This is a genomic window from Mesorhizobium sp. WSM4821 (assembly GCF_055901555.1).
Genome location: NZ_CM148371.1, coordinates 2,901,554 through 2,916,646, shown reverse-complemented (window position 1 = coordinate 2,916,646; position 15,093 = coordinate 2,901,554). Strand labels below are relative to the sequence as shown.

Here is a 15,093-nt window from a genome sequence, read left to right as displayed (position 1 = left end):
CAAGACATGACGATTTGAAATGGCTGAATGTGACATCAGTCCGAGTTTTTTCGCCAATCGTCTCCGCTGTGACAGCGGCAATATCGGAAAGGTGAAGAGGCGAAAAGCGGCTGCAGGCGATGATTGCGCCTGACACACAGGCGGCGATGCCGCCTAACAAATTCAGTGATTTAAAGCATAGAGCGATGGTACCGTTGGCTGGGATCGAACCAGCGACCTCCGGATCCACAATCCGGCGCTCTAACCATCTGAGCTACAACGGCACGCCTGAGCGGGGCAGAGATGAATTCCGCTCTGTCGTTCGGCGATGCGTCCATACGGGCTATCGGAGTTTAATTCAAGGCTTTTGGCCGCGCATGACCCCGAAAATCAGAATCGATTTTCGGAAAGGATCATGCGCAAAATCCAAAGTTCTACAGCGTCCTTTGCGCGTCCAAGAGGACGCGCGCTGTAGGCAAAGATTGTCCGGCGACGGCGTTACCTTTCGCCGCGCAAAGAAAAAGGCCGGCGGGAGGAGGTGCCGGCCTTTTCCTGTTACGAGCCAGCGGGAGGAGGTGCTGGCTGGTCACCCCGGAGGGCAGAGGGAGGAGGTTCCACCCGCCGGGTATTCGCTTTGATCGCTATATCTCACATAATCTTATTCGAAAGAATGCGACCTTTTGTTGCATCTTCGAAACATGCGCAAATATTAGGCGGCTTTAATTTCCTTCAACGCCTTCTCGAAGGCGGTCTTGATCGGCTTGGCGACGTCCTCGGCCGCCTTGGAGGCGACGGTCTGGAAATCCTTTGTCTGCTCGACGGTCATCTCGACGCGCTTGCGCAGGAATGCGGTCTGCAACTCGACGGCTTCCGACAGCGACTTGGCGCCGATCAGGGCTTCGAGATGCGAAAAGCCGGCTTCGGTGTTGGCGCGCAAAGCAGCGATGGCCTTGAGCGACAGGTCATTGGAAGCGGTCTTGACGGTCTCAAAGGTCGATTCCAGTGCCTTCTGGGTATCCTCGGCGCCGGTCTTCAGCTTGGCATAGGCCTCTTTCGACTGCTCGACGCCCTTTTCGGCGAAAGCGCGGATCTGGTCGGTGGCCTTGGAAGCGTCGAAGCTCGGGAATTCAATGTTTTCGATCGTCTCGGCGGTCTTGGTCCTGGACATTTTCCATCCTTTACAGTGGCAGCGGCTTTGAAGGAAAGCCGTCTCGTTCATGTATGATGGCAATATAAAGGCAAATTTTGTGCATTGCAATATCTTTGTTGCAGCGCACCATAATTTCTTTCCCAGCGTTAACCACGAGCCCAGAGATTCCTGCTGATGCACGCTATGGCTTGTGGACCTTCGTTCCATCGGCTTTTATTAACAAAGTGTTAACTGCAAACTGCCGGCTCCGTGCCAAGAGGGTTCGCCAAGCGCATGCCGTCCGAAAACTACTCCTTCCTCGACGTCGCCGTGCTCGACGAGGTCCGCCAGCGCTTTGCCGCCGGCGACGCGATCGCCCTTCTGTCGGCAGACCTCGAACAGGTGATCTGGGCCAACGGACCAGGAGCAGCGGCATTCGGCTACCCCGACATCGAGGCCATCATAGGCGCCTCGACAGGATTGCCGCTGATTGCCAGGCGCCAGATCATGGCGACGAGCGGTTTTCCACGGATCGGCCGCGACCGCGCCATCACGGTCCGGCTGGCGACCGGCCTGACCAGCCGCGCAGTCGGCTTTCTGGCCAGCGCGGTGACGATGCCGGACGGCGAAAACGCGATCATGCTGGCGGTGCCGGCGGCGCAGACCGGCTCGCGCAGCGCTGCCGAGATGGCCGCTCGAGCCATAAGCGGCTTTACCGAAGACAGTCACTTCATCGCCTTCGTCGACGCCAAGGGCAACATCGAGGCCGCTTCGGACGGCTTTTCGGCGCTTGGCATCTTGCCCCAGACGCTGGCGGCGCTCGTGGCCGATGTGGCGAACGAGAGCGACCGTGTCGTCAAGCGCCTCGTTCCAGGCGGCGCCACTTCCTATCCGGCCGGTCTTGCCCGGCTGACGGATGAACGACACCTGCTGGTGGTGATCGACGAGGACCAGTTTGACGCCGAAGCCTCTACCGGCGAGCGCGGCGCGGGAACCGGCACCGATTCGGCGGCGGCGGATACCCCGGTCCGGCCGGAAGCAGTTCAGGACAACGCGCCGACAGCGACAGCCGCGGAAATCGCACCGGCCGTCGAAGACATCCCGGCATCGGCGGAGCATGACATTTCCGACGCGGCCGAGGCCGAAGCGGCCGGCGGACCGCCGGCGCAGCATGACCATTGGTATTTCAGCCCCGACGAGGATGAGGCGCCGGACAGGCAGCACGCGTCCAGGCAGGCCGAGGCGCCGACCGTGCCGTCGGATGCTTCGGCGGGAAACACCGTACAAGATGCCCCCAGGGTCGCCTCTCCGGCCGAACGCCCCATTCCGGCGATCGACCGCGCGGCTCCGCCCCTGCGTTTCGTCTGGCGCACCGACGCCGATGGAAGGTTCAGCGCCCTGTCGCCGGAATTCGCGGAGATCGTCGGCAAGCCTGCCGCCGATGTGATCGGCCGGCGCTTCAAGGACGTCGCGGCCACGTTCGGCCTCGACGCCTCCGGCGAGATCGCCGGCCTGCTCGACCGCCGCGACACCTGGTCCGGCCGCTCCGTGCTGTGGCCGGTGGCCGGCACCGATTTCAAGATACCCGTCGATCTGGCGGCGCTGCCCGTCTACGGCCGCAGCCGCGCCTTCGAAGGTTTTCGCGGCTTCGGCGTTGCCCGCACAGGTGATGCGGTGGCCGATCCGGAAGCGATCGGGATGGCGCTTGTCCCCAATGGTGCGGCCCCCGCAGCCGTCGAGCCGGAGGTCGTGGAGGCTGCGCCCGAAGCGCCTGAGGAACCCGGCGATCCGTTCAAGGGCGAGGTGCCGGCGCTGACCATCGTGCCGAAGCCGGAACGGCGTTTTGCCGACAAGGTGATCCGGCTGGCGGAGCACAGGCAGCCGGCAAACGACAAGGGGCTGTCGACGCTGGAACGCAGCGCATTCCGTGAGATCGGCGAGCGGCTCAAGAAGGACAGCACAACCCCGGCCGAAAAGCGCGATGCCGAAAAGCCGGCAAAATCGACTGTGGCGGAACCGCGCGAAAGCGATGCCGAAGACGAGAAGGATGTCGCAAGGCTCGACGGCGAGCAGCCGGAAGCAACGGTGCCCGCAGGCTCGCTGCTCGACTACGCCGACCGGGGCAATGTCGGCGGCACCGGCGACGGTGCACCGGCTTCCGAGCCGGACGCGCCGACGCAGGAAATCGCTGAACCGATGGACAGGGACAGCCGATCGACCGCCATCGAAGAAGACGACTCGATGACCGCCGCCGATTTCCGCGACGCGGAGGATAGCGAGGACTGGGCGCGGTCCGATGACGAGACCCATCCGTCAGCCGATGACATTGACGATACCGGTGACGCGGAGCCGGCGCCCGTCGAGCGGCCGCGCCTGCAGGTGCCGCCGCTCAAGCTCGAAGGGTTCGTGCCATCGGCTTTTTCGGCGGGAGACGACAGCAAGGCTGCGGATATCTCGATCCTCGGCAAGCTGCCAGTGCCGCTACTCATCCATTCCGGCGACGACCTCCACTACGCGAATGAGGAGTTCCTCGGCCTGACCGGCTATGACACGCTCGACGATCTGGAGGCTGCCGGTGGCCTCGGCGCGCTATTTGCCGATCCTTACGACGACAGCGCCTCCGACGGAACCGATCGCGCATTGCGGTTGAAGGCGCGTGACGGCCAGGAGTTCCCGATCGAGGCCATTCTGCGCTCGGTCCCATGGCGTGGCGGCAAGGCGCTGATGCTGGTCGTGCGCCGGTCCGGCGACGACGACGCACCAATTCCGCACGGTGCCGCCGACGACCAGACTCAGCCCGACATTTCCGAACTCAAGGCACGCATCGGCGAGATGCGCACCATCATCGACACCGCGACCGACGGCGTCGTGCTGATCGGCCGTGACGGAACGATCCGCTCGATCAGCCGGCCGGCGGAAGCGCTGTTCGGTTTCGACAGCGACGAGGTGACCGGCAAACCCTTCGTCTCGCTGTTTGCGATCGAAAGCCAGCGCGCGGCGAGCGACTATCTCGACGGACTGTCCGAGCCCGGCGTGGCGAGCGTGCTCAATGACGGCCGCGAGGTAATCGGACGCGAGGCGCAGGGGCGTTTCATTCCGCTGTTCATGACCATCGGCGGCCTGCCCAACGACAGCGGATTCTGCGCGGTGGTGCGCGACATCACCCAGTGGAAGCGGGCCGAAGAGGACCTGACCCAGGCGCGCGCGGTGGCCGAGCGCGCCTCGTCGCAGAAGACCGACTTCCTAGCCCGCATCAGCCACGAGATCCGCACGCCGCTCAACGCCATCATCGGGTTTTCCGAGTTGATGGTCGACGAGAAATTCGGGCCGGTCGCCAATGACCGCTACCGTGACTATCTGCGCGACATCAACCGCTCGGGCAACCATGTGCTCGACCTGGTCAACGACCTGCTCGACATCTCCAAGATCGAGGCCGGCCAGCAGGAGATGGCCTATGAGGCGGTGTCGCTCAACGACACGCTGGCCGAGACGGTGGCGATGATGCAGCCGCAGGCCAACCGCGAACGTGTCATCATCCGCTCCAGCTTCGCCTCACGGCTGCCGGAAGTGGTGGCCGATCTGCGCAGCGTGCGCCAGATCGCGCTGAACATCCTGTCGAATGCCATCCGCTACACGCAGGCCGGCGGCCAGGTGATCGTATCGACAGCCTACGAGATCTCCGGCGACGTGGTGATGCGCGTGCGCGACACCGGCATCGGCATGAGCCAGTCCGAAATCGAACAGGCACTCAAGCCGTTCAAGCAAATCAACGCGCTGAAGCGCGGGCGCGGCGACGGCACTGGCCTCGGTCTGCCGCTGACCAAGGCCATGGTCGAGGCGAACCGTGCCCGGTTCACCATCAACTCGACGCCCGGCGAGGGCACCTTGGTCGAAGTCGCCTTTCCATCGACCCGCGTGCTCGCTGAATAAAGAAAAGGCGTCCAACCGGACGCCTTGAATGATAGGATTGCTGTCACAACGGGGGCTTGAGCGAATTCAGATCCTCTGGGGATTTCGAGGAACGGGATTTCTCCCTCAAGTTACGCACGACTATCGACGTCGGCCCTTAACAAAACCTTACCGGCGCCGCGGAAAATTTACCAATGTGTACCACTCATGAAATCTAGGTAAATTCGAGCGAGATATTTTGTTAACCATGCTGAAGCGCTCCATCGCTTCGTCATCATGGACGGAGCAAGCGGAGAGACGCGGCGCAGACCTCAGGGATGACGATGTTGAGGGGCTTCGGCCAATCTCGAACGTTTGCGATGGTTCACTCTCAACGAACCCTGAAACCAAACAGGCCTGCAAGCTGTCAAAGTCACGCACTTCGAGGAACTAATCGGCCAGTTCCGGCAGGTCGCGAAACAGCTCGAGCGCTTCGGGATTGGCCAGTGCCTCCTTGTTCTTGATGGCACGGCCATGCACCATGTCGCGCACCGCAAGCTCGGTGATCTTGCCGGATTTGGTGCGTGGAATGTCGGTGACGGCGACGATTTTGGCCGGCACGTGGCGAGGGCTCGCCCCGTTGCGGATTTTCGTCCGGATGCGCTTTTCCAGATCGGCGTCGAGTTCAACGCCCGCAGCCAGCCGCACGAACAGCACGACCCGCACGTCGTTGTCGAAATCCTGGCCGATGCACAGCGCCTCCAGGATTTCCGGCATCTGCTCGACCTGGTTGTAGATCTCCGCCGTGCCGATCCTGACGCCGCCTGGGTTGAGCGTCGCGTCGGAGCGGCCATGGATGATCAGGCCGCCATGGGCGGTCCATTCGGCGAAGTCGCCGTGGCACCAGACATTGTCGAAGCGCTCGAAATAGGCGGCGTGGTATTTCTTGCCTTCGGGATCGTTCCAGAAGCCGATCGGCATTGCCGGGAACGCCTTGGTGCAGACGAGCTCACCCTTCTCCTGCCTGAGCGGGTGGCCGTTGTCGTCCCAGACGTCGACGGCCAGGCCGAGACCGGGTCCCTGGATCTCACCGGTCCATACCGGCTCCGTCGGCACGCCGAGCACGAAGCAGGAGACGATGTCGGTGCCGCCGGAGATCGAGGCGAGATGCACGTCCTGCTTGATGCCGTCATAGACGAAGCGGAAATCCTCCGGCGACAGCGGCGAGCCGGTCGAGGAAATCGTGCGCACGCTGGAAAGATCATGCGTGCGGATGGGTTTTAGGCCGGCCTTGCGCACCGAATCGATGAATTTGGCCGAGGTGCCGAAATAGGTCATCTTCTCGGCGTCGGCGAAGTCGAACAGCACGTTGCCGTCGGGATAGAAGGGCGAGCCGTCATAGAGCAGAAGGGTTGCGCCCGACGCCAGGCCGGACACCAGCCAGTTCCACATCATCCAGCCACAGGTGGTGAAATAGAAGAAGCGGTCGCCGTCGAGCAGGCCGGCATGGAGCCGTTCTTCCTTGACATGCTGGATCAGCGTTCCGCCGGCCGAATGGATGATGCATTTGGGGATGCCGGTCGTTCCGGAAGAAAACAGGACGTAGAGCGGATGCGCGAACGGCAACCTCTCGAAAGTGACCGGCTTGGCAGCGAAGGAGGAGAGCGCCTCGTCCAGCGCCGTCGCCTTCTCGATGGTCGCCGCAACATCGGTCGACGTGCCGAGATAGTCGACGATCAGGATCTTGCGGACGGTGACGAGCTTTGCGGCAACGGCCGCGATCTTGTCGGCGACCTCGATCGCCTTGCCATTGTACCAGTAGCCGTCGGGCGCGATGAAGACGACAGGCTCGATCTGGCCGAACCGGTCCAGCACGCCGTGTTCGCCGAAATCGGGAGAGCAGGACGACCAGACGGCGCCGATCGAGGCTGTCGCCAGCATGGCGGCGACGGTCTCCGGCATATTGGGCATCATGGCGGCGATGCGATCGCCCTCTTTCACCCCAAGCGACAGCAAAAGCTGCTGCAGCCGCGAGGTCAGCGCATGCAGCTCGTTCCAGGACAGCCTGCGCTCGACCTTGTCCTCGCCGCGAAAGACGATAGCGTCGCCGGTCCCGGTTTTTTGCAACAGGTTCTCGGCGAAATTCAACTTCGCATCGGGAAAGAAGGCGGCGCCGGGCATCTTGTCGCCATCGACAAGCACGCGCTCGCCCCCACTGGTCCCGCCCCCACCGGCCCCCTTGTCGCCGACGATCCCGCAGAAATCCCAGACCAGGCTCCAGAACGCCTCGCGATCGTCGACCGACCAGCGGTGAAGATCGGCGTAGGAGGAAAAAAGCTTGCCGGTCCTGGCCGCGGCAGCCTTCATGAAGGCGGTCATCGGCGCTGCGTCGACCCGGTCCTGCGTGGGTGTCCAGAGCGGTGCGTCGCCAGCCATTTCGTTCCTCCTCAAACGCGCCGCGTTTGGCATCGCTTATGCATATCGCAGCGCAGCAGAGCAAGATTTTGTTCGGCCGACCCGACGCGGATGTGTGCAAATGTCATCGCGGGGCCATAAAGACTTGAAATGCGTCGCCCCTAGGTCGTAGTGACGACTGGGGTTACACCCGTCGGGCGATTTGTCGGAATGGAAGCACACGGGGCGACATGCCATCACCTTTGATCCGGCGCGGAATATGGGCGATCGGCGTTGCCGTGCTCGTCATCGCGCTGGCCGTCGCCACCCTGCCGCTCGTTGCCTCGACCCGCATCGTGCGCGACCGCATCGCCTGGGAAATGAGTGCGTGGAGCGGTTTCAGGGTCACCATCGACGGCGCGCCACGCATCGAGGTCTGGCCGAACTTCCGGGCCATCCTGACCGACGTGACGCTTTCGCAATGGACAGAGACCGACGCGCCGCCTGTGATCGAAACCGAACGGGTCGAGGTCAGTCTCTCCGCCATGGCGGCGCTGCGCGGCAACGTGGTGTTTTCGACGGCGCGGCTGATCCGGCCGACAATCAGGGTCCAACGCGCGGCAAATGGGTTTTTCTTGCCCGCCCTGCCTTCGGGCGGGCGCATCACGCGTTCCATCGACACCGCTCGTGCCGTGGTCAGCGCCAATCCAGCCAAGCCGGACCTGAGCAAGCTGCCGGCGGATCCGTTCGGCACCGTGGAGTTCAGGGACGGCCGCGTGGTGACCTCCGTCGATGGCAAGGACGCCGAGATACTGAGCAGCCTGAGCGGCCAGGCCAACTGGGCCGCGCTGAACAGCAACGCTACGCTGTCGGCGACCGGAATCTGGCGCGGCGAAAGCGTCGCCGTGGATGCAGCATCGCCGAACCCGCTGGTGCTGTTTGGGGGAGGTGCTGCGCCGATGACGCTTTCCTTCAAGGCAGCCCCTGCCGGTTTTTCGTTCGACGGCGTGGCCAGCATGTCCGAGAACGCCTATTTCGACGGCCAGGCGAAATTTGCCGCACCCTCGCTCAGGCGCCTGCTCGAATGGTCGCGGGCCGGCATCGCGCCGGGCGCGGCAATCGGCTCGGTCTCCGTTTCCAGCAAGGTCACGGCGACCTCCAGCCGCATTAAATTCGAAAACACCGAGATCGCCCTGGACGACAATCCGGGAATGGGTGCGCTGGACTTCTCCTTTGGCGAGGCGCGGCCGGTCATCTCCGGTACGCTCGCCTTCGACACGCTCGACCTGCGGCGGTTTCTCTCCGCGTTCACGCCCCTGGCACCCACGAGCGGAGCTGGCCCCGGCGAAATCGACACAAGCGTCGCGGATCGGATCAATCTCGATCTCAGACTGTCGGCAGCGCAGGCCACCGCAGGCGCCATCCAGCTTGCCGAGGTCGCCGCCACCGCCCAGGTCAAGAACGGCCTTGCCGTCTTCGATATTTCCGATGCCTCGGCCTTTGGCGGCAACATCCAGAGCAGTCTTCGTTTCGACCGCAAGCCGGGAGGCACGCAGGTCGAGATGAGGCTGCTCGCCTCCGACATCGACGGCGGCGCTTTTGGTACCGCTGCCGGGATGACGCGACTGGTGCCGATCGGCACGGGCACGGTTTCGGTCATCCTCAAGGGGCCGGGCAGAACCTGGGATTCCATATTCGAAAACGCCGACGGCTCGGTTTCGGCGAAATTCGGCAAGGGCGCGTTGAGCCGGCTCAACCTGCCGGCATTTCTCAAGCACACCGAACAGGGCGGATTCTTCGCTCTCGACGATGTCTCCGACGGAACGCTGCCGATCGACGGAGCCGAACTCAAGGCCAATATTTCGAACGGTGTGGCGAAGATCGAGAAAGCCGAAGCCAATTCGGCGCAGTACAAGGTCTGGCTTTCCGGCATCGCCTCCTATGCCGGACGCGGGCTGGCGCTATCCGGCGGTATCATTCAGGCGGACCAGCCCGCCACGCAGACGAATAACCAGGGTCCCAACCAGTCTTCGTTCTTCGTCGGCGGGACGTGGAGCACGCCGTTCATCTCGCCGATAAGCCGCGGGATTTCCGTGGAGTAGGCAATGAAGCCGCTGCGGTCGTCGGCGGAAGCGCTTCCTGCCGGCTTGCGGCCGCCATCCCTTTCGTCACCCCCGCTGCGCGGCTTGCTCATCGCGCTGGCGCTGCACCTCGCGACGCTTGTTGGCGAGCGAAGCGACGATGACCCCGACCGCCACGACCGCGATCAGGATGGTGCAGGCGGCGTTGATCTCCGGCGTCACACCGAGACGAACCTGACTGTAGATCTTCATCGGCAGCGTGGTGGCGCCAGGCCCCGAGGTGAAGCTGGCGATGACCAGATCGTCGAGCGACAATGTGAACGCCAGCATCCAGCCGGACACGATCGCCGGCATGATGACGGGCAGCGTGATCTGGAAGAAGGTCTTCACCGGCGGCGCGCCAAGATCCATCGCGGCCTCTTCCAGCGAGCGGTCGAACGTCATCAGGCGCGATTGCACGACCACGGCGACGAAGCACATGGTCAAGGTGATGTGGGCAAGCGTGACGGTGAGGAAGCCGCGGTCGAGGCCGACGGCGACGAAGAGCAGCAGCAGCGACAGGCCGGTGATGACTTCCGGCATGACCAGCGGTGCAAAGACCATGCCGGAAAACAGCATCCGGCCCTTGAAGCGGGTGTAGCGCGTCAAGGTGAGTGCCGCCAGCGTGCCGAGCACGGTCGCCACGGTGGCCGAGATGACGGCGACGCGGGCCGTTACCCAGGTGGCATCCATGAGGCCCTGGTTGTGGAACAGCGAGACATACCATTTGGTCGAGAAGCCGCCCCAGACGGTGACCAGTTTCGATTCGTTGAAGGAGAAGACGACGAGAAGTACGATCGGCAGGTAAAGAAAGGCAAAGCCCAGCACGATCGACGTGATGTTGAAACGGCTCCAGGTCGGGCTCATTTGTCTTGTTCCTGGGCGCGGGCCTGGGCCCGCTGGAAGAGCATGATCGGCACGATCAGCAGCAACAGCAGGATGACGGCGACGGCCGACGACACCGGCCAGTCGCGATTGGCGAAGAACTCGTTCCACAGCGTCTTGCCGATCATTAGCGTCTGCGACCCTCCCAACAGGTCGGGAATGACGAACTCGCCGACGGCGGGAATGAACACCAGAAGGCAGCCGGCGATGACGCCGGGCAGCGACAGCGGAAAGGTGATCTTCCAGAACGCGCTGGTCGGCGGGCAGCCGAGATCCTTGGCAGCCTCGATCAGCGAGTAATCCATTTTTTCGAGGGCGGAATAGAGCGGCAGCACCATGAACGGCAAATAGGAATAGACGATGCCGATGAAGATCGCCGTGTAGGTGTTGAGGATGATCAGCGGCTGGTTGATGACGCCGCTGGCGAGCAGCAGCTGGTTGAGCAGCCCCTCGGGCTTGAGGATGCCGATCCAGGCGTAGACGCGGATCAGGAACGAGGTCCAGAACGGCAGGATCACCAGCATCAGCAAGGTCGGGCGGAGCATCGCCGGCGCGCGGGCCATGCCATAGGCTATCGGGTAGCCGACAAGCAATGTCAGCACTGTCGAGATGGCGGCGACGATGACGCTCGTCACATAGGCGTTGACGTAGAGCGCGTCCTGCGTCAGCCAAGTGTAATTGTCGATGCTCAGCTCTTTCAGCTGATCGAGAAGACCGGAAAGGCCATCGCCGAAGCCAAGCACCGGGGTGTAGGGCGGTATGGCGATCGCCGTCTGCGACAGCGAAATCTTGAAGACGATGACGAACGGAACGAGGAAGAAGAACACCAGCCAGAGATACGGGATGATGATGACGAGGCGGCCAACGAAGGCCTCTCCCAGTCTGGCCAGGGCGGATTTGCCCGCATCGGCGGCCGAGGAGGTTGTTGCAGCGGTGACGGCGGCATTCGACATGGCTGTCCCTAACGCGTCAGCACGACGCCGGCGTCCGGCCGGAACGACACCCAGGCACGGTCGTTCCAGCTCAGCGGATCCTCGGTGATGCGTGCGGCGTTCATCGTGCTCGCCCGCACCACGTGGCCGTCGTCCAGCCTGACGTGATAGACGGTCATGTCGCCGAGATAGGCGATATCGTAGACCTCGCCCTCGATGGCGTTGACGGCGCCGTCCGGCTTCTTCGACGACACCTTGATCTTCTCCGGCCTGATCGCGAAGGCAACGGCCGCGCCAGTGGCGGCATCGCCGGCATTCTCCGTCCGGATGGTGATGCCGTTGCCGGTGTCGATGCTTGCCGCGCCGGCGTCGCCACGCGCGATCCTGCCTTCGAACATGTTGACGTTGCCGACAAAGCCGGCGACGAAACGGGAACCCGGCGCCTCGTAGACTTCCGCCGGCGTCGCCACCTGCATCACCTCGCCCTTGTCGATGATGGCGATGCGGTCGGCCATGGTCATCGCCTCTTCCTGATCGTGGGTGACGACGACGAAGGTGAGGCCGAGCGACTGCTGGAGGTCCATCAGCTCGAACTGTGTTTCCTCGCGCAGCTTCTTGTCCAGCGCGCCAAGCGGCTCATCGAGCAGTAGCACCTTCGGCCGCTTGGCGACCGAGCGGGCAAGTGCGACGCGCTGGCGCTGGCCGCCGGACAATTGATGCGGCTTGCGCTTTGCGAACTGCTCGAGCTTGACCAGCTTCAGCATCTCTCCAACGCGCGCCGCGATGTCGGGCTTCGGCATGCCGTCCTGCTTGAGGCCGAAGGCGATGTTGTTCTCGACCGTCATATGCGGGAACAGCGCATAGGACTGGAACATCATGTTGACCGGCCGCCGGTATGGCGGGATGCCGCGCAAATCCTGGCCATCGAGCAGGATGCGGCCGGCGGTCGGCTCCTCGAAGCCGGCGAGCATCCGCAAAAGCGTCGATTTTCCACAGCCCGACGCGCCGAGCAGGGCAAAGAACTCGCGCTCGAATATGGTCAGCGACAAATTATTGACGGCGGTAAAGTCACCGAACTTCTTGGTGACGTTTTCGAACTGGATGTATGGCTTGGCGTTCGGGTCGTTCCATGGCGCGAAATCCCTGCGGATGCTGCCAAGCGATTTCATGTCCCACTCCGTCCTGCGTCCTATCCCCAAGGATTTGACCCCGGCGCACTGCGCCGGGGCCGTTGATTGCCGCTTACTGCCCGGTGACGATCTTGGTCCAGGTGCGGGTGACGACGCGCTGGGTCTTGGAATCGTAGGGGGCGATGGTGAACAGCTTCGCTAGTGTCGCCTCATCCGGGTAGATTGCCGGATCCTCGAGTATCTCCTTGTCGATGAACTGCTGCGACGCCTTGTTGCCGTTGGCGTAGAAGACGTAGTTGCTCGACTTAGCGATCACTTCCGGCTTCATCATGTAGTTCAGGAATTCATGCGCCTCGGCGACATGCGGCGCGTCGGCCGGGATCGCCATCTGGTCGAACCACATTTCGGCACCTTCCTTCGGCACTGAGTAGCTGATCTCGACACCCTGGTTTGCCTCCGTCGCACGGTCGCGCGCCTGGAAGACGTCGCCCGACCAGCCGACGGCCAGACAGATGTCGCCATTGGCCAGCCCATTGATGTATTCCGACGAGTGGAACTTGCGGATGTAAGGCCGGATCTTCAGCATCAGTTCTTCCGCCTTGGCGAAATCGTCCATCGACGTGGTCTCGGGATCGATGCCCAGATATTTGAAGGCGTTCGGAAGGATGTCGCTCGGGGAATCGAGAACATAGACGCCGCAGTCCTTCAGCTTGGCCAGCTTTTCCGGATTGAAGAACACGTCCCAGCTGTCGATCGTGTCGGTGCCGAGCGCTTCCTGCACCTTCTTGGTGTTATAGCCGAGGCCGACCGTGCCCCACATGTAGTTGATCGAGTATTCGTTGCCGGGATCATACTTGACCGTTCGCTCCGCGATGATGTCCCACATGTTGGAAATGTTGGGCAGCTTCGACTTGTCGAGCTTCTGGAACACGCCCGCCTGGATCTGGCGTGCGAGGAAATTGGCGGTCGGCACGACAACGTCATAGCCGCTGCCGCCGGCAAGCAGTTTCGTCTCCAGGAGCTCGTTGGAATCGAAGGTGTCGTAGGTGACCTTGATGCCCGTTTCCTTGGTGAACTCGTCGATGATCGAACTGTCGATGTAATCCGACCAGTTATAGACATTGACGACGCGCTCCTGGGCATGAGCGCCGAAGGTGAAAAGCGTCAGAAATGCCGAGGTTGCCGAAAGCCAGAACGCTTTGCGGGTCATGCGTCTCTCCTTTGATGAGTATTCCATCGCCAGCTCGTCGCGCGGCTGGGCATTTGCTTCAGATTATTGGGCTTTCCGGCAAGCAACAAGCGCGAACCGCCGACGTGGTTCGATGTACAGCGGCCGAGGGCCCCGTTCCCGTGCCGTGATCCAAGTGGCGTTCCGGCGCCGTCAGAGGCTCTCGCCACGGCGCAGGCAGGGATACGATGTTGTCCGGTCTCGATCCGGCCGGAGGGGAGACTTGGCAAGATACGCCTGTCTTGTTGTTGCCGTATTGCAGCCTGCCCGCGCGGCTGCGGCGTTGTCAATGGCTCATCTCGCTTTGGCGTGTGCGCTGCTCAATTAGGCGACGGCATGCCCGTGACACCCGGCCGCACGGGCCGCGTCTGACGCTTGAATTCGAGCCCGATATGGACGAGCAGCGCCGTGACCACGACCGTGCCGCCAATGATGGTGCGTTCCGACGGCACCTCCGAATGGATGAGCCAGACCCAAATCGGGCCGAGGATCGGCTCGAAGGTGCCGAGCAGCGCTGCGACAGCCGCCGGAACAAGCCTGGCGCCGGTGGCGAAGAAGGCAAGGCCGAGACCCAGATTGACCACACCGAATGCAAAAAGGAAGCCCATGTCGCTGCTGGAAACGCCGAATTGCGAAGCCTGGGACGCCGCGAATGCGGCAGCAAGCATCGTGCCGAGGCAGGTCGCCGGCGTCATGCGCACATGGGCAAAGCGCCGGGTGATGACGGTGGCGATCGAAAACATGACGGCGATGAGCAGCGCCAGCCCGTCGCCGATGGGAGATATGGCGCCGTCAAGGGATTCCGATACCATGATGGCAACGCCTGATATGACGGCGGCAATCGCCACCCAGGTCGCCGCTGCCACCCGTTCGCGAAACAGCACCCAGGCAAACAGCGCCGCCAGCAGCGGCACGCCGGCCTGCATCAAAAGGATGTTGGCGACGGTGGTGTAGGCAAGCGCCACGACGAAGCAGGTCGATGCGGTGGCGAAGCAGAACGCCACGGCAAGGCCGGGCAGGCCCATGCCGCGGAACAACCTCGCCGTGCCGCGCCAGCCGTCGCGCCAGATCATGAAGCAGATCAGGAAGGCGGCGGCCCAGACCGAGCGCCAGAACACCACCGTCCAGCTGTCGCCGGTGTCGATGAAGCGGGCAATAGTGCCGCCGAAACTCCACATCAGCGCCGACAGGAATATCAACAGGAAGCCGACACGCTCGTCACGTGGCGAGACAACGGGCGAAACGGCAATCGGTGATGATGCGGTATCGGTCATGGGCGCGACTGTCGGCGATTTCAGGGCGGCACGATGCGCAACGGACGACAAGAACGTGCCTCATTCGCGTAGCGCAAAGGAAGTGGCAGGGCGTGATCCACCGAAGGGCGACGGTTGTGGCAAAGACGGCAGTT

At 62.8% G+C, this 15,093-nt stretch carries 9 protein-coding genes and 1 tRNA gene; 2 read left to right on the top strand and 8 right to left on the bottom strand.

Annotated features, from left to right (window positions below; all coding sequences use genetic code 11):
* Positions 1 to 186 precede the first annotated feature (186 nt).
* Positions 187 to 263 (bottom strand) — tRNA-His (locus AC0NID_RS14115).
* Positions 264 to 688: 425 nt separating this feature from the next.
* The gene (locus tag AC0NID_RS14110; protein ID WP_473454557.1) at positions 689 to 1,147 is read right to left on the bottom strand and encodes a phasin; all 459 of its coding nucleotides are present in this window, start codon (positions 1,145 to 1,147) and stop codon (positions 689 to 691) included.
* Positions 1,148 to 1,402: 255 nt separating this feature from the next.
* On the opposite strand from AC0NID_RS14110, the gene AC0NID_RS14105 reads away from it, so the two are divergent.
* Positions 1,403 to 5,038, top strand: a complete 3,636-nt coding sequence (locus AC0NID_RS14105) for a PAS domain S-box protein (protein ID WP_473454556.1) — start codon at positions 1,403 to 1,405, stop codon at positions 5,036 to 5,038.
* Positions 5,039 to 5,446: 408 nt separating this feature from the next.
* On the opposite strand, the gene AC0NID_RS14100 is transcribed toward AC0NID_RS14105, so the two are convergent.
* A complete protein-coding gene (locus AC0NID_RS14100; RefSeq protein WP_473454554.1) occupies positions 5,447 to 7,432 on the bottom strand; it encodes an acetoacetate--CoA ligase in 1,986 nt (661 codons plus the stop codon).
* A 209-nt stretch (positions 7,433 to 7,641) separates the two neighbouring features.
* On the opposite strand from AC0NID_RS14100, the gene AC0NID_RS14095 reads away from it, so the two are divergent.
* Positions 7,642 to 9,492, top strand: a complete 1,851-nt coding sequence (locus AC0NID_RS14095) for an AsmA family protein (protein ID WP_473454553.1) — start codon at positions 7,642 to 7,644, stop codon at positions 9,490 to 9,492.
* A gap of 66 nt (positions 9,493 to 9,558) precedes the next feature.
* On the opposite strand, the gene AC0NID_RS14090 is transcribed toward AC0NID_RS14095, so the two are convergent.
* From AC0NID_RS14090 to AC0NID_RS14070, 5 genes are all read right to left on the bottom strand, one after another.
* Complete coding sequence (locus tag AC0NID_RS14090; RefSeq protein WP_473454552.1) at positions 9,559 to 10,377, bottom strand: ABC transporter permease subunit; 819 nt, start codon at positions 10,375 to 10,377, stop codon at positions 9,559 to 9,561.
* On the bottom strand, positions 10,374 to 11,348 hold the full coding sequence (locus tag AC0NID_RS14085) for an ABC transporter permease subunit (RefSeq protein WP_473454551.1): 975 nt from the start codon (positions 11,346 to 11,348) through the stop codon (positions 10,374 to 10,376). Before AC0NID_RS14085 ends, AC0NID_RS14090 begins: the two co-directional genes overlap by 4 nt.
* Positions 11,349 to 11,356: 8 nt before the next feature.
* Positions 11,357 to 12,496, bottom strand: coding sequence for an ABC transporter ATP-binding protein (locus AC0NID_RS14080; RefSeq protein WP_473454550.1), 1,140 nt, complete (start codon positions 12,494 to 12,496; stop codon positions 11,357 to 11,359).
* 73 nt (positions 12,497 to 12,569) lie between these two features.
* Complete coding sequence (locus AC0NID_RS14075) at positions 12,570 to 13,667, bottom strand: polyamine ABC transporter substrate-binding protein (RefSeq protein ID WP_473454549.1); 1,098 nt, start codon at positions 13,665 to 13,667, stop codon at positions 12,570 to 12,572.
* 338 nt (positions 13,668 to 14,005) lie between these two features.
* Complete coding sequence (locus AC0NID_RS14070) at positions 14,006 to 14,959, bottom strand: DMT family transporter (protein ID WP_473454548.1); 954 nt, start codon at positions 14,957 to 14,959, stop codon at positions 14,006 to 14,008.
* Positions 14,960 to 15,093 lie beyond the last annotated feature (134 nt).